At 75.1% G+C, this 18,370-nt stretch carries 17 protein-coding genes; 7 read left to right on the forward strand and 10 right to left on the reverse strand.

The features are described from left to right. Positions 1-42 precede the first annotated feature (42 nt). The 6 genes from BM414_RS16760 to BM414_RS16785 all read right to left on the reverse strand — a co-directional run bounded on the left by BM414_RS16760 (position 43) and on the right by BM414_RS16785 (position 6,009). Positions 43-1,341 (reverse strand): PP2C family protein-serine/threonine phosphatase, encoded by a 1,299-nt coding sequence (locus BM414_RS16760; protein WP_093581081.1) that lies wholly within the window; start codon positions 1,339-1,341, stop codon positions 43-45. Between the two features lie 96 nt (positions 1,342-1,437). Then, positions 1,438-1,881, reverse strand: coding sequence for a DUF5313 family protein (locus BM414_RS16765; protein WP_093581083.1), 444 nt, complete (start codon positions 1,879-1,881; stop codon positions 1,438-1,440). Positions 1,882-1,932: 51 nt separating this feature from the next. After that, positions 1,933-2,427, reverse strand: coding sequence for a MarR family winged helix-turn-helix transcriptional regulator (locus tag BM414_RS16770; RefSeq protein ID WP_093581085.1), 495 nt, complete (start codon positions 2,425-2,427; stop codon positions 1,933-1,935). 45 nt (positions 2,428-2,472) lie between these two features. Continuing rightward, positions 2,473-3,270, reverse strand: a complete 798-nt coding sequence (locus tag BM414_RS16775) for a hypothetical protein (RefSeq protein WP_139245912.1) — start codon at positions 3,268-3,270, stop codon at positions 2,473-2,475. Continuing rightward, complete coding sequence (locus tag BM414_RS16780; RefSeq protein ID WP_093581089.1) at positions 3,267-5,129, reverse strand: bifunctional sugar phosphate isomerase/epimerase/4-hydroxyphenylpyruvate dioxygenase family protein; 1,863 nt, start codon at positions 5,127-5,129, stop codon at positions 3,267-3,269. Before BM414_RS16780 ends, BM414_RS16775 begins: the two co-directional genes overlap by 4 nt. After that, complete coding sequence (locus BM414_RS16785; RefSeq protein ID WP_093581091.1) at positions 5,119-6,009, reverse strand: shikimate dehydrogenase; 891 nt, start codon at positions 6,007-6,009, stop codon at positions 5,119-5,121. Before BM414_RS16785 ends, BM414_RS16780 begins: the two co-directional genes overlap by 11 nt. 136 nt (positions 6,010-6,145) lie before the next feature. Between BM414_RS16785 and BM414_RS16790 the strand changes: the two genes are divergently transcribed. The 4 genes from BM414_RS16790 to BM414_RS16805 all read left to right on the forward strand — a co-directional run bounded on the left by BM414_RS16790 (position 6,146) and on the right by BM414_RS16805 (position 10,363). Beyond that, the gene (locus tag BM414_RS16790; protein ID WP_217644768.1) at positions 6,146-6,817 is read left to right on the forward strand and encodes a TetR/AcrR family transcriptional regulator; all 672 of its coding nucleotides are present in this window, start codon (positions 6,146-6,148) and stop codon (positions 6,815-6,817) included. Positions 6,818-7,067: 250 nt separating this feature from the next. Further along, the gene (locus BM414_RS16795) at positions 7,068-8,420 is read left to right on the forward strand and encodes an MFS transporter (RefSeq protein ID WP_093581093.1); all 1,353 of its coding nucleotides are present in this window, start codon (positions 7,068-7,070) and stop codon (positions 8,418-8,420) included. A 65-nt stretch (positions 8,421-8,485) separates the two neighbouring features. After that, the gene (locus tag BM414_RS16800; RefSeq protein WP_093581095.1) at positions 8,486-9,931 is read left to right on the forward strand and encodes a carboxylesterase family protein; all 1,446 of its coding nucleotides are present in this window, start codon (positions 8,486-8,488) and stop codon (positions 9,929-9,931) included. A 78-nt stretch (positions 9,932-10,009) separates the two neighbouring features. Continuing rightward, positions 10,010-10,363, forward strand: a complete 354-nt coding sequence (locus tag BM414_RS16805) for a thioredoxin family protein (protein WP_093581097.1) — start codon at positions 10,010-10,012, stop codon at positions 10,361-10,363. An 85-nt stretch (positions 10,364-10,448) separates the two neighbouring features. Here BM414_RS16805 and BM414_RS16810 read toward each other — a convergent pair whose 3' ends face one another. The 4 genes from BM414_RS16810 to BM414_RS16825 all read right to left on the reverse strand — a co-directional run bounded on the left by BM414_RS16810 (position 10,449) and on the right by BM414_RS16825 (position 14,467). Continuing rightward, a complete protein-coding gene (locus tag BM414_RS16810; protein WP_093581099.1) occupies positions 10,449-11,069 on the reverse strand; it encodes a LutC/YkgG family protein in 621 nt (206 codons plus the stop codon). A gap of 73 nt (positions 11,070-11,142) precedes the next feature. Further along, on the reverse strand, positions 11,143-12,666 hold the full coding sequence (locus BM414_RS16815; protein WP_093581101.1) for a LutB/LldF family L-lactate oxidation iron-sulfur protein: 1,524 nt from the start codon (positions 12,664-12,666) through the stop codon (positions 11,143-11,145). After that, entirely contained in the window at positions 12,663-13,436 is a 774-nt protein-coding gene (locus BM414_RS16820) for a (Fe-S)-binding protein (RefSeq protein ID WP_093581103.1), read from the reverse strand. Before BM414_RS16820 ends, BM414_RS16815 begins: the two co-directional genes overlap by 4 nt. Further along, the gene (locus tag BM414_RS16825; RefSeq protein ID WP_217644769.1) at positions 13,433-14,467 is read right to left on the reverse strand and encodes a LacI family DNA-binding transcriptional regulator; all 1,035 of its coding nucleotides are present in this window, start codon (positions 14,465-14,467) and stop codon (positions 13,433-13,435) included. The genes BM414_RS16820 and BM414_RS16825 overlap by 4 nt, the downstream gene beginning before the upstream one ends. A 181-nt stretch (positions 14,468-14,648) precedes the next feature. Here BM414_RS16825 and BM414_RS16830 point away from each other — a divergent pair, with 181 nt between their 5' ends. Genes BM414_RS16830 through BM414_RS16840 form a run of 3 tightly spaced genes read left to right on the forward strand, consistent with a single transcriptional unit; the run spans position 14,649 to position 18,300 of the window. Then, positions 14,649-16,211, forward strand: coding sequence for a sugar ABC transporter ATP-binding protein (locus tag BM414_RS16830; protein WP_217644770.1), 1,563 nt, complete (start codon positions 14,649-14,651; stop codon positions 16,209-16,211). Beyond that, the gene (locus tag BM414_RS16835) at positions 16,208-17,284 is read left to right on the forward strand and encodes an ABC transporter permease (RefSeq protein WP_217644771.1); all 1,077 of its coding nucleotides are present in this window, start codon (positions 16,208-16,210) and stop codon (positions 17,282-17,284) included. The genes BM414_RS16830 and BM414_RS16835 overlap by 4 nt, the downstream gene beginning before the upstream one ends. Next, positions 17,281-18,300 (forward strand): ABC transporter permease, encoded by a 1,020-nt coding sequence (locus BM414_RS16840; RefSeq protein WP_093581107.1) that lies wholly within the window; start codon positions 17,281-17,283, stop codon positions 18,298-18,300. Before BM414_RS16835 ends, BM414_RS16840 begins: the two co-directional genes overlap by 4 nt. The last annotated feature ends 70 nt before the right edge of the window (positions 18,301-18,370 follow it).

Raw genomic sequence — 18,370 nt, forward strand, 5'->3', positions numbered from 1 at the left:
GGTCGACACGCGGCGAGTGCGTGCCGGACGGGGCGACGGGTGCTACGAGGGGAGGACGCGGACGGCGAGCACGGCGACGTCGTCGTCGGTGCGCTCGGGGAGCACGCGGGCCAGCAGCCGGTCGCACACCGCGTCGGCCGACAGTCCGGCGAGCCCGGACAGCGCCCGGGCGGCGGCCGCGAGTCCCTCGTCGATGCCCTGCCGGCCGACCTCGACCAGCCCGTCGGTGACCAGCACCAGCGTCTCGCCGGGGCAGAGGGCCGTCTCGTGGTCGCTGCGCACGGCGAACTCGTCGGCGCCCAGCAGCCGCTCGGGCCGGGTCGCGAGCAGCCGCACCCTGTCGTCCGCGCCGAGCACCAGCGGCGGCAGGTGACCGGCCGACGACCAGCGGAGCAGGTGACCCGGTGCGCCGTCCGGGGGCGGCAGCAGGTGGGCGATCAGCGCGGTGGCCAGCGTCCCGACGTGCAGGCCGGCGAGCACCCGGTCGACCCGGTCGAGCGTGCCGGCCGGGCCCTCGGGGGAGTCGTAGGCCAGCGTCCGGACGGCGCTGCGCAGCTGGGCCATCGCCGCGGCGGCCTCCACCCCGTGGCCGGCGACGTCGCCGATGACCAGGACGGTCGCGCCGTCGGGCCGGTCGAACGCGTCGTACCAGTCGCCGCCGACCAGGTCCTGGGAGACGGCGGGCCGGTAGCGGACGGCGACCTCGAGGCCCGCGGGCTGCGTCGGCGGGGTGAGCAGGCTGTGCTGCAGCGTCTCGGCGACGCGCTGCTGCCGGCCGTAGAGGCGGGCGTTGTCCAGCGCCAGCGCTCCGCGGCGGGCGACGTCGACGGCGAACGCGACGTCGTCCGGCCCGGCCGGCGGCCGGTCCCCGCAGCGCACCAGCGACAGGACGCCGAACGCCGAGCCGCGGGCCTGCAGCGGGACGAACAGGCTCGACCGGGGGTCCAGCCGCTCCCACGCGCCGCGCACCGGGCCCTCCGGGAGCGACTCGGGCCCCAGGTCCGGCTCGACGGCGCGCAGGTGCACCGGCTCCCCGTCGCGCAGGACGGCGGCGAGGGCGTCGTGATCGCGCGGCGCGGTGATCCGGCCGGCGAGGTAGGTGTCGACGTCGGCGAGGCGGTCGGGGTCGCGGTGCGCGCGGGCGGAACTGCCCGGTGCGCCGTCGGCGGCGAGGACGGTCACGGTCGCCCAGTCGGCCAGGCGCGGGACCACCAGGCGGGCCAGTTGGTCGGCGGCGGTCCCGGCGTCGAGGCTGTGCGTCAGCGACTCGGTGACCTCGGCGAGGAAGCGGTAGCGGTCGCGCTCGGCGTCGACGGCCCCGTCCTCGCTGGGTCCACTCACTCCGGCTCCGTCCCGGCCCCCTCGTTCCGGGCGCCGGGTACGGAGGGTACGGCAGCGCTCACCCGCGGATCCGCAGGTCGGCGCGGGGCGTGTGCCTCAGCGGTTGCGGCGGTCGCGGTACCTGACCGCCCGCTTCGCGGCCGCGGCCCGCCGCCGTTCGGAGTCGAGGGCCTCGCGCTCCCGGCCGGCCAGGTCGCGCACCGCCTGCGCCGAGCCGGGGGCGTACCCGGCCTTCTTCACCCGGTTCTCCACCGCCTCGGTCATGTAGGCGAGGGAGAAGGCCATCCCGAGGATCAACCCGCCGAGTGCGGCCATCGCGCGGATCCAGAAGGCACCCGGGACCAGCAGCAGGACCAGCGCGATCGGGACGGCGAGCTGGACGAACGTGCGCACCACGTGCCGCCACACCCACGTGCGCGTCGTCGTGTCGTACAGGACCCAGGTCCGGTGCCGCTCGGGCAACCCGGCGCCCATCGCGTAGGCGATCCACCGCAGGGGACCGGGGCGCACCCGCGGTGGGACTTCCTGGTCGGGCTGCATGGCTCCTGTCTACGCCAGTGATGCTGGGTACACCAATGATTGGGGCACCAATCACGGTGTCGTGTCGGTCTCCATCGCGGACTGGGAGGCCTCGATGACCCGGGTCAGGGCGCCGTGCAGGGCCTGCAGTTCCTCGAGCGGCATCCCGAGGTTCTCCACGATCCCGGCCGGGATGGCCTCGGCCCGGGCGCGCAGCGCGCGTCCCCGGTCGGTCAGGGCGATGGCCAGCGCCCGCTCGTCCCGCGGGTCGCGGTCGCGGCGGACCAGGCCGGCCGACTCCAGCCGCTTGACCAGCGGCGAGAGGGTGCCGGGGTCCAGTTGCAGGAGCCGGGAGAGGTCCTTGACCGACCGCGGGCCGTGCTGCCACAGCGCCAGCATCACGAGGTACTGCGGGTGGGTCAGCCCCATCGGCTCCAGGAACCGCCGGTAGACGGCGACGACGTTGCGCGCGGCGACCGACAGCGCGAAGCACACCTGGCGCTCGAGGGCCAGTGGATCGGGGACGTCCGGATCGGTGCCGGCCGGGAGGGCGTCGACGGACTGCATCCCCCGATGCTAGGTGCGTGGTGCCCCGACGATCCCCGGACCGGCTCAGGGTCCCCCGAGGCGGCGGGCGCGGGCCCGCGGGTGCTCGAGCAGGGCATCCACACGGCCGTGCAGGTCGGTGAGCCGGGTCGCGACGTCGTCGTGCACGAAGCCGGCCGAGTCGTCCCCGCCGAGGGCGACCGGGACGTGCGGCGGCAGCGTGGCGAGCAGGCCGGCGGCGTCGTCCCCGGCGGCGACCACCTGCCGGGCACTGAGCCGGACGTAGCCCAGCGCGTCGCCCAGGGCGTCGACGACCGCCTCGACCCCGCCGGGCGTGCAGGACCCGACGGGGACGTCGAGCACGACGCCTCCGCCGCTCGGGGTGACGACTGCGACCGCGTCGTCGACGAGGTCGGGACGGTCGGCCGGGACCGGCGCGAGCAGCGGGACCAGCCGGTACGGGCGGGCCTGGTCGGCCAGCTGTCCGAAGACGTCGGCCCGCCGTGCCGGCGGGAGGTCCGCGGTCACGCGCGCGGTGACGTAGCGGGCGCCGAACCGGGCCCCGAGGTCGAGCACCCGCCCGTGGTGGGCGTGCACGTCGTCGCGGGGCAGCCCGGCACCCAGCTGCACCCGGCCGACGTCGAGCACGGTGACCCGCGTCTCGAGCAGCAGCGGCACCAGCCGGGCGAGGTTGTGCTCCCCCGCGCCGCCGTGCCACCACGGCTCGGCCTCCGCGGTGCCGCCGACGTGCAGCCCGACCGAGTGCCACCCGGTGCCCGGGAGCACGGCGGTGAGCTCGAGCACGTCGTGCGGGTGGACCAGCGACTGGTGGACCGCGAGCCGGTTGGGGGCGTGCACGGTCACCGCCCCCCGGTGGACAGCGCCTGGCGCCGGCGGCGGTGGGCTGCCATGCGCACCGGTGCGTCGGTGGTGCCGTAGCCGTCGTAGCCGCCGAGGCGCTGCACGACCTCGAGGAAGACGCGGTCCCCGAGGACGTCGGTGGCGAGGTGCAGGTAGCCGCCGTGGGCGTCCTCCTCGTACATCAGCCCGTGCTCGCGGACGGCGGCCAGCAGGTCGTCGGGCAGGTCGACCCGCGCTGCCAGGTCGTCGGCGTAGTTGGCCGGGATCGAGAGCAGTGGCGCACCGGCCGCGCGCAGTGCCCGGGCGGTGGCCACCAGGTCGTCGGTGGCCAGGGCGACGTGCTGCGGCTCGGGGACGCCGGGGGCCCACCCGCCACGGCGCAGCGCCGACACCGACAGCGTGAGCCGAACGGCCCGGTCCGGACCGGTCACCGCCCGGGTGCGCACCAGGCCGAAGGGCGCGGCCAGCTCGGTGACCTCCTGCGGGTCCAGCCCCAGCACCGCCCGGTAGAACAGCCCCGCCTCGTCGAAGGCGTCGAAGGGCTGGGTGAGCCCGACGTGGTCGATCCCGGTGATGCCGGTGCCCGGTCCGGGGGGGCGCCCGGTGGGCAGGAAGTCGGCCGGCCAGCCGTCGGGTCCGGTACGGGTGAAGAAGACCTGGGTGTCGTCGGGGGCGGCGACGGCCGACAGCTCGGCCTCGGCGGCGCCGCGGGTCCGGGGGAGGACCGGCGCGCTCATCGCCTCGGCGCGCGCGGCCGAGCGCTGCGGGTCGGCGCTCTCCAGGCCCAGCGCCGCGACCGAGGCCACGCCGGGTCCCGCGGGGCGGACCACCGACGCGTTGAGCAGCACCCGCGCGCGGCCCTGCTCCCAGAGCTGCACCGGCTTCGAGCGGTGCTGGCCGGTGTGCGCGAACCCGAGCGCGTCCAGGACGCCGGCGAGCTGCGGCCCGGAGACCCCGTCGACGGCGAGCTCGGTGAACGACCACCCGGTCAACGCCGGCGCGGCCGGCGGCAGCGGGAGCCCGGCGTCCGGACGGCGCAGCGCGAGGGCCTCCTCGAGCCACTGCAGCGACCGCATCGCGTCGACCGCGGTCCGGGCCGGGTCGGCCTGCCGGTAGACGTCGTTGAAGACCTCCAGCGACAGCGGACCGGTGTACCCGGCGGCGAGCACGCACCCGACGAAGCGCGGCAGGTCGAAGGCGCCCTGGCCGGGGAAGAGGCGGTGGTGGCGGCTCCACTGCAGCACGTCCATCTGCAGGTGCGGCGCGTCGGCCAGCTGCAGGAAGAACAGCTTCTCGCCGGGGACGGCGGCGAAGCCGGCCGGGTCCCCACCGCGGGAGAGCACGTGGAAGCTGTCCAGGCACAGCCCCAGGGCAGGGGAGTCGGCCCGGCGGACGGCGTCCCACGACCGCTCCCAGGTCGACACGTGCCGGCCCCAGGCGAGCGCCTCGTAGGCGATCCGCAGCCCGCGCTCGCCGGCGCGGGCCGCCGCGGTCGCCAGCTGCTCGGCCAGCAGGTCGGCGTCGTCGACGGCGTCGGGCGCGACCGACGAGCAGACGAGGACGGTGTCGACACCGAGCGCGGCCATGACGTCGAACTTCGCCTCGGCACGGCGCAGGTTGCGGTCGAACCGGGCGGGGTCGGTGGAGTCGAGGTCGCGGAAGGGCTGGTACAGGTCGATCGACAGCCCGAGGTCCGCACACCGGGCGGCCAGCTCGGCCGGCGACCACGGCGAGGCGACCAGGTCGGGTTCGAAGACCTCGATCCCGCCGAAGCCGGCGGCCGAGGCCGCGGCGAGCTTGTCCTCGAGGGTCCCGGACAGGCAGACGGTGGCGACCGCCCGCCGGAGCGGCTCAGCCGACACGGACGTCGGGTCCCGGGCCGGCCACCAGCTCGGCGAAGTGCGCGAGCACCCGCCCGGCGTCGGGCTCCACGCCGGTGAACAGCCGGAACGCGTCGACGGCCTGGAAGACGGCCATGCCGCCGCCGTCGAGGACGCGGCAACCGCGCGCCCGGGCGGTCCGGACCAGCTCGGTCTCCAGCGGGCGGTAGACGATGTCGGCCACCCACTGCTCCGGCCGCAGCAGGTCGGCCGGCAGGGGGAGTCCCGGGTGCGCGGCCATGCCGGTCGGGGTGGCGTGCGCCAGCCCGTCGGCACCCGCCAGTGCCTCCTCCAGGCCGCTCAGGTCGCCGCCGCCGGCGCGGGTCGGGCCGAAGCGTCCACGGAGCGCGCCGGCCAGGTCGTCCGCGCGGCGTGCGTCGACGTCGAGGACGGTGAGCCGGCCGGCGCCGAGGCTCAGCAGCGCGTGGGCGACGGCGGCCCCCGCGCCTCCGGCGCCCAGCAGGACGACGTCCTCGATGCCCGCGTCGGGCAGCCCGCGGTCGAAGGCGCGGGCGAACCCCGACCAGTCGGTGTTGTGCCCGACGGCGCGCCCGTCCCGCAGGACCACGGTGTTGACCGCCCCGAGCGCCTCGGCGTCAGGGGAGAGGTTGTCGAGGTGCGGGATGACCAGCTGCTTGCACGGGTGCGTGACGTTGAGTCCGTCGAAACCGGTCAGTCGCGCGGCGGCCAGGACCTCACCGATCGCCGTCCCCGGGCGCTGCAGCAGGTCGAGGTCCAGCCGCCGGTAGAGGTAGCGCAGACCCAGCGCGTCGGCCTCGCGCTCGTGCATCGGCGGGGTCAGCGACGGGCCGATCCCGGTGCCGACGAGGCCGACGAGGAAGCTCTGCGCGTCGGACGCCATCGCCCGCCCCCGATCCATGTACCAACTGGTGAGTTGTCCCAGGGGACCACATCCGGCGGCGGTCCGCCAGCCTCGGGCGGAAGCACGGCCACCACGTCCCCGCAGGGGAGCACGGTAGGCGACCTAGGCTCCCGGTGTGGCCGCGCAGCAGTCCGGGGACGACGCCGGGGGTGTCCGCGCGGTGCCCGAGCGGACGCGCGACGCGGACCGGACCCGCGCCGAGATCCTCGCCGTGGCCACCGCCGAGTTCGCCGACCGCGGCTACGCCGGGGCCCGCATCAACGAGATCGCCGACAAGCTGAGCACGACGAAGCGGATGATCTACTACTACTTCGGCGGCAAGGAGCAGCTCTACGTCGCGGTCCTCGAGCAGGCCTACAGCCGGATCCGCGGTCTCGAGCAGCAGGTCGACGTCGAGCACCTCGACCCGGTCGAGGCGATCCGGGAGCTGGCCGGCCTGACCTTCGACCACCACGAGGCGCACCCGGACTTCATCCGGCTGGTGAGCATCGAGAACATCCACCGCGCCGAGCACATCGCCCGCTCCGAGGCGCTGTCCGGGCTGGCCAACCCGGCCCTGGACGTGCTGGGGCGGATCCTCGAGCGCGGCTGGGACGCCGGGCTCTTCCGCGACGACGTCGACGCCCTCGACGTGCACCAGGTGATCAGCGCGTTCTGCGTCTTCCGCACGGCAAACCGGCACACGTTCGGCGCCATCTTCGGCCGCGACATGCTCGACCCTGCCCGGCGCGAGCACCAGCGGCGGCTGCTCGGCGACCTCGTCGTCGCCCACCTCACCGCGCACTGAACCGGCTCCCACCTGCCCGCTTGACACGGTGACGCCGATCACCTCACCATCTGGTACGTAACCAGTTGGTACATAAGCCGCCACTGGGAAGCCGGACCGGCCCGCACAGGGAGCCGGTCAGGCGTCCGGACGCAGACCCGGCCGGGCGCCACCAGCACCGCACCGACGCACCGCTGACCACCCCGGGCCCCGCCCGGCCGATCACCGGCACGACGAGATCGATGCCGCCGCGCCTCCCCAGGAGACCGACATGAGCCCGACCCCCGCGCCCGGCGCGCACACGCACCAGCGCACACCGCGCAAGGCCGCCATCGCCAGCTTCGTCGGCAGCATGCTCGAGTACTACGACTTCTTCATCTACGGCGCCGCCGCCGGCCTGGTCTTCCCGAAGGTGTTCTTCCCCGACACCGACCCCACCACGGGCACGCTGCTGTCCCTGGCGACCTTCGGTGTCGCCTACGTCGCCCGGCCGCTGGGTGCCGTCGTCATCGGCCACTTCGGGGACAAGGTCGGCCGCAAGAGGATGCTCGTGCTCACCCTGCTCCTGATGGGGGTCTCGACCTTCCTCATCGGCGCGCTGCCGTCCTACGCCGCCATCGGGGTCACCGCGCCGATCCTGCTGGTGATCCTGCGGGTCGCGCAGGGGCTCTCCGCCGCCGGCGAGCAGGCCGGGGCGAACTCCATGACGCTGGAGCACTCGCCCGAGGGCCGCCGCGGCTTCTTCACCAGCTTCACGCTCGTGGGCACCCAGGCGGGCCTGATCCTCGCCAACCTGGTCTTCATCCCCTTCGCGCTGCTGCCGGAGGACCAGTTCCTCAGCTGGGGCTGGCGGATCCCCTTCTTCCTCTCCGCGGCCGTCGTCGCGGTCGGCTACTGGGTCCGCCGCTCGCTGCCCGAGACGCCCGAGTTCGAGCGGGCCAGCGAGGAGCACGAGGTCGCGAAGCTGCCGGTCGCCGTCCTGTTCCGCGACCACTGGGCCTCGGTGCTGCGCGTCGTCCTGTGCGCGCTGGTCTCGGTGGTCAGCACCATCGTCGGCACCTGGGCCCTGGCCCACGGCACGAGCGACGCCATCGGCATGGAGCGCTCGACCCTGCTGTGGATGGTCGTCCTGGCCAACCTGATCGCGCTCGGCACGCTGGTGCTCTGGGCCCGGCTGTCGGACCGGATCGGCCGCCGTCCGGTGTTCGCCTTCGGTGCCATCGGCTCCGCCGTGGCGATCTTCCCCTTCCTGTGGGCCCTCCAGCAGGGCAACGTGGCGCTGGTCTTCGTGTTCGGCATCCTCCTGTCCGGCGTCTTCTACTCGGCCGCCAACGGCATCTGGCCCTCGCTCTACGGCGAGATGTTCGACACCCGGGTCCGCTACTCCGGCATGGCGATCGGCACCCAGGTCGGGTTCGCCCTCGGCGGCTTCTCGCCGGTGATCGCCACCGCGATCGTGGGTGAGGGACCGAACGGCTGGCTGCCGGTCGCGTTCCTGACCGCCGGCGCCGCTCTCGTCGCCGGGCTGTGCGCCCTCACCGCCCGCGAGACCGCGCACGTGCCGCTGGAGCAGCTCGGGAGCAGGGACGCCCTCCCGCGGGACCGGTCCCTGGTCGACGCCTGACCCACCCGTCCAGCGGGCCCCGGCCGACGGCCGGGGCCCGCTGCCGTCCCACCCGGAGGAGCCGCATGGCCCGCACCCTCGTCGTGACCGGATCCGGCCCGGTCGCCGGCCGGCTGGAGGACGGCGTCCGCAGCTGGCGCGGCGTCCCCTACGCCCGCGCCGAGCGCTTCGGCGGTGCCGGAGCCGCGCCGTCCTGGCGGGATCCCCTCGACGGCACGCGTCCGGGCCCGGTGGGGGTCCAGTACCTGCCGGACGGCACCCGGGTGGGCGTCGAGGACTGCCTGACCCTCGACGTGTACGCCCCCGCGGAGGCCGACGGCCCGCTGCCGGTGCTGTTCTGGGTGCACGGCGGGGCCTTCCGGACCGGCGCGGCGGCCGACTACGACGGCTCGGTGCTCGCCGCGGCCGGCCCGGTCGTCGTCGTCGCGGTCTCCTACCGGCTCGGCCCGCTCGGTTTCCTCCAGCTCGGCACCGCGGACGACCCCGAGCCCAGCCCGGCGATGACCGACCTGCTCGCCGCGCTCGACTGGGTGCAGCGGGAGGTCGCCGGCTTCGGCGGGGACCCGGACCGGCTGACGCTCGTGGGTCAGTCGGCCGGGGCGAGCCTCGTCTGTGCGCTGCTGGCCACGCCGGCCGGGCGCCGCGCCCGCGCCGCGATCGCCTTCTCGATCGGCGGACCGCCGCAGGAGCCGGCCGAGAGCGCCGAGGTCGCCGGCCGGGTGCTCACGCGGCTCGGCGTGCCGCGGACCGACCGGGCGCGGCTGCGCGACCTGCCGGCCGAGGCCGTGCTGGCCGCCGCGCGGGAGGCGGCCGCCGCCAGCCGGCGCGACCACCTCGGTGGCGTCTTCTGGGGACCCGTCGTGGACGGCGCCGTCCTGCCCGGGCGGCCGGTCGACGTGGCGGCCCGGGGCGACCTGCGGGGGACCGCCCTGTGGCTGGGCTCCTGCCGCGACGAGATGACGGTGTTCCTGCAGAGCGGAGCCGAGGAGGCGGCGGCCGTGGCACGGGGGCACGTCGGGGACGAGGCCTTCGACCGGCTGCTCGGCGTCTACGGCGCGACGGCGCGGCCCGGGGAGGACCCGCTGCAGGCGCTGCTCACCGACGAGATGTGGCTGCGGCCGGCGTGGCGGCTGGCCGAGGCGCAGGCGGCCGCGGGCGGCCGGGCGTGGCTGAGCCGCTGGGACCACGCGCCGTCCCTGCCGCCGTTCGACCGGCTCGGCCCGACCCACGGGGCGGACAACGCCTCCCTGTGGGCGCACCCGCCGCGGTTCGTCGAGCGGCCGCTGCTCGGTCGCCCGGCGGCTCCGATGGGCCCGGCCGACCTCGCGGTCACCGCGGCGCTGCACGACTCGGTGCTCTCGCTGGTCCGCGGCGGGACGCCGGCCGTCGGCGTCCTCGAGGGGTGGCCGCCGTACGAGCCGGCCACCCGGTGCACCGCGCTGTTCGACGCGACGACCCGCGTGGTGGCCGACCCCGACGCCGGACGCCGGAGCGCCTGGACCGGCGGCTGACCCGTGGTGGGCGCCGTCCGCGACACCCCGCGGTGTACCGGCGTCGGGTCCACACTGGCCGGGGACGGGAGGTGTCTCGTGAGGATCCTGACCGCGGCCGACTTCGCCGGGGTGGTGTCGGCCCCGGGCATCGTGGTGGTCGACTTCCGCTCGTCGGCCTCGGGCTCGAGCCGCGCGTTCACCGCGCTGCTGGACGCCGCTGCGGCGCGGCACCCGGACCTGGTGTTCACCGCCGTCGACACCCGGGCCGAGGAGGCGCTGGCCGCCGAGCTCGGGGTGCGCTCGGCGCCCACGCTGAGGGTCTACCGCGACGGTGTGCTCGTGTTCGCCGAGCCCGGCTGGATGCCGGCGGACTCGGTCGACCTGCTCATCGCCACCGTCCGGGCGCTCGACATGCCCGCGGTGATCGCGCAGTACCCCGAGCCCCTCTGAGCGGCCGCCGCACGTCGACCTGTTGCTGTCTCCAGGCGCGGGACGACCGCAGGTCGACACGCGGCGCACCACCCCCGCCGGGGGCTCAGCCGGCGAGGACGACGACCAGGGTCCGGGGGCCGTGCACGCCCTCGACGCGCTGCAGCTCGATGTCCGACGTCGCCGAGGGGCCGCTCACCATCGTCAGCGGGGCGAGCGGGTCGAGCCGGCCCAGCGCGTCGGGCACGTCGGGGACCACCTGGGCGGCCTCGACGACGCACACCAGCACGTCGGGCAGCAACGACAGCGCCCGCCGTCCCGACAGCGGCGAGCCGTCGAGGACGAGGGTGCCCGTCTCGGCCACCGCCGTCGCCACGCCGGTCAGCGTCGCGGCGAAGGCGGCCAGCTGCACGGCCGGCCGGCCGTCGTCCTCCGGGGCGCCGGAGGGCCGCCAGGCGGCCGGGACCCCGGGGGCGACGACGACGTCGGCGGGCTCCCAGCCCGCGCCCAGCGCCAGGTCCAGCCCGCGCACGACGGTCGCCGGGACCTCGTCGGGCGTGCAGCGCAGCACCGTGGCGCGGTAGTCCTCCACCCGCTCGGCGAGCAGGTGGAGCAGCTCGGCGGGGGCGAGCGAGCGCGGGCCCGGGACCGGCGGGACGGCGACCTGCGGGCGCTGCTCGCCGAGCGCCGTCCGGATCCGGCCGAGCACCTCGTCACGGGCGCTCACGTGACCTCCTCGCTGGAGCTCGTCGGCCGCGTTCGCGGCGCTGTTGTGTCCATGGGTGAGCTCGCGAGCTCGCTCACCTCCGGTGCTCCTCGGTCCACTGCTGCACGAACGACTTCCCCGGCGGGGTGGGCAGGTCGCGGGTGCGGGTCCAGGCGCTGACCGGCGGTGGCAGCACCGCGGGCAGCGTCGGCCTCCCGCGGGACAGGAAGCGGCCGAGCCCGGCGGCGCGCTGGGCGAGGTGCCACAGCCGCGGGTTGCTCATCACCCGGGACAGGCCGCGGAAGGCGACCGACTCGGCGGTGGGCCGCGTCTGCGCCTCGACGTGCTCGGCGCGCAGGTGCACCAGGATCGACGGGATGTCGATGGCCACCGGGCAGACGTCGTAGCAGGCGCCGCACAGCGACGACGCGTACGGCAGCGAGGCGTTGTCCTCGACGCCGGTGAGCTGCGGTGACAGCACCGCGCCGATCGGGCCGGGGTAGACCGAGCCGTAGGCGTGCCCGCCGGCGCGCTCGTACACCGGGCAGACGTTGAGGCAGGCCGAGCACCGGATGCAGTGCAGCGCCTCGCGGCCCACCTCGTCGGCGAGCACCGCCGTCCGGCCGTTGTCGAGCAGCACGAGGTGGAACTCCTGCGGCCCGTCGCCGGGGGTCACGCCGGCCCACGTCGACGTGTAGGGGTTCATCCGCTCACCGGTGGAGGAGCGGGGGAGCAGCTGCAGGAAGACGCCGAGGTCCTCCCAGCGCGGCACGACCTTCTCGATGCCCATGACGGTGATCAGCGTCTGGGGCAGCGTCAGGCACATCCGGCCGTTGCCCTCGCTCTCGACGACGGCGAGCGTGCCGGTCTCGGCGACGGCGAAGTTCGCCCCGCTGACGGCGACCCGGGCCCGCAGGAACCGCTCGCGCAGGTGCGTCCGGGCGGCCATGGCCAGCTGCCGCGGCTCGTCGGTCAGGCCGGGGTCGACGCCGGGGATGGTGCGGCGGAAGATCTCGCGGATCTCCGAGCGGTTCTTGTGGATGGCCGGCACGAGGATGTGGCTGGGGGAGTCCTCGCCCAGCTGCACGATCAGCTCGGCCAGGTCGGTCTCGATCGCCTCGATGCCGGCGGCCTCGAGCGCCTCGTTCAGGCCGATCTCCTGGGTGGCCATCGACTTGACCTTGACCACCTCGTCGCTGCCGGTGGCCCGCACCAGCTCGGTGACGATGCGGTTGGCCTCGGTGGCGTCGCGCGCCCAGTGCACGGTCCCGCCGCGCGCGGTGACCTGCCGCTCGAGCTCCTCGAGGTGCTCGTCGAGGTGGGCCATGGTGGCGGCCTTGAGCGCCTTGCCGGCCTGGCGCAGCTGTTCCCAGTGCGGCACCTCGGCGACGACGGCGGCGCGCTTGCCGCGGATCGTCGTCGTGGCGCGGCCGAGGTTGGCGCGCAGCTGCCCGTCGCGCAGCGCCGTGCGGGCGGCGTCGGGGAAGGACTGCGTCCCGCGCAGGTGGCCCACGCCCCGGGGTGCGGTCGGCAGGCCGAGGAACGTCGTCCCGGAACGGGGGGCGCCGGGCGCGAGCGGCGTCGGCTCGGCGCGGGCGTCCTGCGGCGTCGTCGTCACGCGGGGACCGCGGGGGCGGTGGTCTGGGTGGGGGACACGTTCTCCTCCGTCGAGGCGAGGATCTCGGCCAGGTGGACCGTGCGCGTGCCCGAGCGCAGTCGCGACAGCCCGCCGCCGATGTGCATCAGGCACGAGGAGTCGCCGGCGGTGCAGACCTCGGCGTGCGTGGACAGCACGTTCGCCATCTTGTCGGTCAGCATCGCCGTCGAGGTGTCGGCGTTCTTGACCGCGAAGGTGCCGCCGAAGCCGCAGCAGGACTCCGCGCCCGGCAGCTCCACCAGGTCCAGGCCGCGGACGGCGCGCAGCAGCTGCAGCGGCCGGTCGCCGACGCGCAGCAGGCGCAGCGAGTGGCAGGTCGGGTGGTAGGTGACCCGGTGCGGGTAGTACGCGCCGACGTCGGTGACACCGAGGACGTCGACCAGGAACTGCGACAGCTCGTGGGTGCGCGCGGCCAGCGCCTCGGCCTCGTCGGCCAGCGCGTGCTCCCCGGCACGGCGGGCGACCATCGCCTGCTGGTGTTGGATCGACGCGACGCACGACCCCGACGGCGCCACGACGGCCTCCGCACCGGTGAAGGCGCGCACGTGATTGGCCACGATCGGCACCGCCTCGCGCCGGTAGCCGGTGTTGACGTGCATCTGCCCGCAGCAGGCCTGCGTGGGCGGCACGACCACCTCGTGGCCGAGCCGTTCCAGCAGCGTCGCCGTCGCGCGGGCGACCTGCGGCACCATCGTGTCCACCAGGCAGGTGGCGAACAGGGCGACCCTCACGGGGCGGCTCCCTCCCGGTCCCGGAAGACCATGCTCGACTCGCGGACCACCAGCGTGGGCTCGAAGACCTCCTGCACGTGCGCGTGCCCCTCGCCGCGCGCCTCGTCCAGCAGCAGCTCGGCGGCCCGCGACCCCAGGGCCGCGCGCGGCTTGCGCACCGAGGTCAGCGGCACCGCGGCGGCCGCGGCGAAGTCGATGTCGTCGTAGCCCACGATGGCGAAGTCGTCGGGCACCCGCACGCCCTGGCGGACCATCTCCTGCAGCACGCCGAGGGCCAGCAGGTCGTTGGCGCAGACCGCGGCGGTGGGCCGGCGGGCCGCGGGCAGGCCGACGATGCGGGCCGCGGCCTCGCGGCCGCCGGCGACGGTGAGGTGCTCGGGAGAGAGGACCAGCAGGGCGTCCTCGTCCCCGGTGGCCTCCCGGACGGCGGCGACGACGCCCGCGTGCCGCTCCTGCACCTGCGGCAGGCCCGACGCACCGCCGATGAAGGCGATCCTCCGGTGCCCCCGCTCGAGCAGGTGCTCGGCGGCCAGCCGGCCTCCGAGGACGTCGTCGACGGCGACGGAGCACTGGTCGGGCGTGGGTGCGCGCCGGTCGACCAGCACGACCGGGATCCCGCGACGGCGCAGCGAGTCCAGGTGCGGGGACAGCTCCGCGGTCGGGGTGATGAGCACGCCCTGCACCCGCTGCTCGGCGAGCACGTCGAGGTGGGCGGACTCCTTCTCCGGGCGGTCGTCGGAGTTGCACAGGATCACCGCGAGGCCGGCCGGGTCGACGACGTCGTCCACGCCGCGGGCGACGTCGGTGAAGAACGGGTTGGCGATGTCGAGGACGACCAGGCCGATCGTGCGGCTGTGCCCGGCGCGCAGGTGGCGGGCCGACTCGTTGCGCACGAAGCCGAGCGCGGCGATGGCGTCGAGCACGCGCTCGCGGGTGTGGTCGCTGACCAGCTCGGGGCGGTTGAGGACGTTGCTCACCGTCCCGACCGAGACGCCGGCGTGCTCGGCGACGTCGCGGATGCTCGCGGGCACGGCGTCCTCCTCGCGCAGGTGTGGTGCCGGGGGACACCGTCCGGGACCGATGGTCGCCGGAAGACTGAAACGTGTCAAACACGCGCATAGCGGCGGATCCGGGCGTTGACACGTCTCGGAACGCCGCCCTATGGTCTGCGCCACAGGTCGTCTGAATCGTTTCACAACGGAGGTGGTCGTCGTGGACCACGCCCCGGTGCCATCGGCGCCGCCGGCGGCCGGCAGTGGGGACGGCACCGTGGTGCTGGCCCTCGAGGACGTCGGGAAGAGCTTCGGCGCGGTCGCCGCGCTGCGCGGCGCACAGCTCGAGCTGCGCGCGGGGGAGGCCCACGCGCTGGTCGGCGAGAACGGTGCCGGCAAGTCCACGCTCGTGAAGGTCCTCGCCGGCGTGCACGGCCCCGACACCGGCCGCGTGCTGCTCGACGGACAGCCGGTGACGCTGGCCGACCCCGCCGCCGCGCGGGCCGCCGGCATCGCGGTCATCTACCAGGAGCCCACGCTGTTCCCCGACCTGTCGGTCGCGGAGAACATCTTCATGGGCCGCCAGCCGCTGCTGTCCGGTCGCCGCATCGACCGCCGCGGGCTGGCCGAGCGCTGCCGGGCGCTGTTCGAGCGGCTCGGCGTCGCGCTCGACCCCGACCGCCCCGCACGCGGCCTGTCGATCGCCGACCAGCAGATGGTCGAGATCGCCAAGGCCCTGTCCTTCGACGCGCGGGTCCTGGTGATGGACGAGCCCACCGCCGCGCTGTCCGGCGTCGAGGTGGAGCGGCTGTTCGCCGTCGCCCGGTCGCTGCGCGCCTCCGGTGCCGCCGTGCTGTTCATCTCCCACCGGTTCGACGAGGTGTTCGACCTCTGCGACCGGATCACCGTCATGCGCGACGGGCAGTGGGTCTCCACCGACCTCGCCCGCGACCTCACCGTCGACCAGGTGGTCCGCCGCATGGTCGGCCGCGAGGTCTCTTCGCTGTTCCCCAAGACCGAGGTCGAGCCCGGCGAGGTCGTGCTCGAGGTGCGCGGCCTGACCCGCCGCGGCGTCTTCTCCGACGTCTCCTTCGACGTGCGGGCCGGCGAGATCGTGGCGCTGGCCGGGCTGGTCGGCGCCGGCCGCAGCGAGATCGTCCGCGCGGTCTTCGGCATCGACCCCTACGACGCCGGCTCCGTCCGCGTGTCCGGCAAGGCGCTCAAGAAGGGCGACCCGGCCGCGGCCATGGCCGCCGGCATCGCGCTGGTCCCCGAGGACCGCCGCCAGCAGGGCCTGGTCATGGAGCTCTCCGTCGAGCGGAACGCCACGCTCACCCGGCGCTGGGAGCTCGCCAAGGGCGGGCTGCTCAGCTCCCGCACCGAGCGGGCGGAGGCGGCCGAGTGGTCGAAGCGGCTGCAGGTCAAGGCCGGGAAGCTCTCCGACCCGGTGTCCACGCTCTCCGGCGGCAACCAGCAGAAGGTCGTCCTGGCCAAGTGGTTGTCGACCGAGCCCACGGTGCTGATCGTCGACGAGCCCACCCGCGGCATCGACGTCGGCACCAAGTCCGAGGTGCACCGGCTGCTGTCGCAGCTCGCGGCCGAGGGCCTCGCCGTCGTCATGGTGTCCAGCGAGCTGCCGGAGGTCCTCGGCATGGCCGACCGCGTCCTCGTCGTCTCCGAGGGCCGCCTCGTCGACGACATCCCCCGTGCCCGCGCCGACGAGGACAGCGTGATGCTGGCCGCGACCGGCCAGGGCAGCTCGATCGCGGAGGTGGCCCGGTGAGCGCGCCGCTGACGGAGCAGCCGGCGGCGCCGCTGCCCGAGGAGCTCGCCGGCCCCGAGCGCAGCGGCCGCCGCGGCGGGGCGCTGGTGCAGCGCCTGGTCGTCGTACGCGAGCTCGGCATCCTCGCCGCGCTGGTGCTGCTGGTCGTGGCCACGGTGATCGCCAACCCGCGCTTCTTGTCCGGACAGAACGTCCGTGACCTGCTGCTGTCGGCCGCGATCCTCACCGTGCTCGCCGCCGGGCAGACGATGGTGATCATCACCCGCAACGTCGACCTCTCGGTCGGCTCGGTGCTCGGCCTGTCGGCCTACGCCTCGGGCACGCTGATGGTGGTCGCGCCCGGTACCCCGGTGGTCGTCGTGGTGCTCGCCGGCATGGCGGTCGGCGCGGTGTGCGGCCTGCTCAACGGTGCGATCGTCGCCGTCGCCGGGGTGCCCTCCCTGGTGGTCACCCTCGGCACGCTGTACGCCTTCCGCGGGCTGGACTCGCTGTGGGCCTCCAGCTCCGACCGGCTGCAGATCAACGCCGCCGACCTGCCCAGCGGGTTCAAGTCCCTCGGCGGCGCCCGGCTGCTCGGCGTCCCGGTGCTGTTCCTCGTCGCCGTCGTCGTCGTGGTGCTGGTCGGCTACTACCTGCGCACGTTCCGCAGCGGCCGCGAGCTCTACGGCATCGGCTCGGCACCGGAGGCCGCGCGGCTCTCGGGCATCCCCGTCGGCAAGCGCGTGCTCACCGCCTTCGTCGTCAACGGCGCCCTCGCGGGGCTGGCCGGCGTCCTCTACGCCGCCCGGTTCCAGACGCTGGACACCACCGCCGGCACCGGGCAGGAGCTGTTCGTCGTGGCCGCCGCGGTCGTCGGCGGGGTCGCCATCTTCGGCGGCAGCGGCTCGGTCTACGGCGCCGCGCTCGGCGCGCTGCTGCTCACCACGATCGGCACCGCGCTCCCGCAGCTGGGCCTGGACCCGTTCTGGCGGGACGCCGCCGTCGGTGCGCTGATCCTCGCCGCCATCGCACTGGACCGGGCGCTGCAGCTGCGCCTGGCCGCCCGTCTCCGGGGGAGGAGCGCACGACGATGACCGTCGACACCGCACCCGCACCGGCCGCCCCGGCGGCCGCCGCGCCCGCCCGCCGCGGGCTGACCCTGCCCTCGGGCAGTGTCATCACCACGTTCCTCGTCCTCTTCCTCGTCATCGCGGCGTTCTCGGTCGACGGCTTCGCGTCGACCCGCAACGCCGGCTTCCTGCTCCTCGACGTCGTCGTCATCGCGCTCATCGCCCTGCCGCTGACGCTGGTGGTGGTCACCGGCGAGATCGACCTGTCGGTGGCCAGCACCGTGGGCCTGTCCAGCGCGGTCATGGGCCAGCTGTGGATCGTGGGCCTGCCGCTGGAGGCGATCGTCCCGCTGGTGCTCGTCCTCGGCGCGGTGCTGGGCGCGGTCAACGGGTTCCTGGTGACCCGCCTCGGACTGCCCTCGCTGGCGGTCACCATCGGCACGCTGGCGCTCTACCGCGGCCTGGCCTTCGTCGTCCTCGGCGACCAGGCGGTGGCGGACTTCCCGCGCGCCTGGACCACGTGGGCGATCAGCTCGATCGGCTCCACCGGCATCCCGACCGTGGTGGTCCCGCTGCTGGTGCTCATGGCGATCACCGGCGTGGTCCTGCACGCCACCCCCGTCGGCCGCTCGCTCTACGCGATGGGCAACAGCGAGGACGCCGCGCGCTTCAGCGGCATCGACGTCGGCCGCACCAAGCTCTGGCTGTTCGTCGTCACCGGCGTGGTCAGCGCGCTCGGCGGCCTCTACTGGACGCTGCGCTACGGCAGTGCCCGCGCCGACAACGCGACGGGTCTGGAACTGCAGGTCATCGCGGCGATCCTGCTCGGCGGGGTGTCGATCTTCGGCGGCTCCGGCGGCCTGCTCGGCGTCATCGCCGGCGCCCTGCTGCTGGCCTCGGTGCGCAACGCCCTGCAGCTGGTCAACGTGCCCTCCGACGTCCTCAACATCGTGACCGGCGTGCTGCTGATCACCGCCGTCGTCGCGCCGCAGGTCGCCGCCCGGGTCAAGGGCCGGCGACGCCGCCCCGCCCCGACCTGACCTCCCCGGACCGCACCACCGCACCACCGCACCACCTCAGCTCCACCGCACCACCACTCCACCCACCCGA

The organism is Geodermatophilus amargosae (assembly GCF_900116515.1).
Classification (GTDB): Bacteria; Actinomycetota; Actinomycetes; order Mycobacteriales; family Geodermatophilaceae; genus Geodermatophilus; species Geodermatophilus amargosae.

Excerpts from the sequence above, each read along its gene's own strand:
- BM414_RS16770 (WP_093581085.1), bottom strand. The coding sequence starts at position 2,427 with ATGCAGTCCGTCGACGCCCTCCCGGCCGGCACCGATCCGGACGTCCCC.
- BM414_RS16785 (WP_093581091.1), bottom strand. The coding sequence starts at position 6,009 with ATGGCGTCCGACGCGCAGAGCTTCCTCGTCGGCCTCGTCGGCACCGGG.
- BM414_RS16765 (WP_093581083.1), bottom strand. The coding sequence starts at position 1,881 with ATGCAGCCCGACCAGGAAGTCCCACCGCGGGTGCGCCCCGGTCCCCTG.
- BM414_RS16840 (WP_093581107.1), top strand. The coding sequence starts at position 17,281 with ATGACCGTCGACACCGCACCCGCACCGGCCGCCCCGGCGGCCGCCGCG.
- BM414_RS16800 (WP_093581095.1), top strand. The coding sequence starts at position 8,486 with ATGGCCCGCACCCTCGTCGTGACCGGATCCGGCCCGGTCGCCGGCCGG.
- BM414_RS16795 (WP_093581093.1), top strand. The coding sequence starts at position 7,068 with ATGAGCCCGACCCCCGCGCCCGGCGCGCACACGCACCAGCGCACACCG.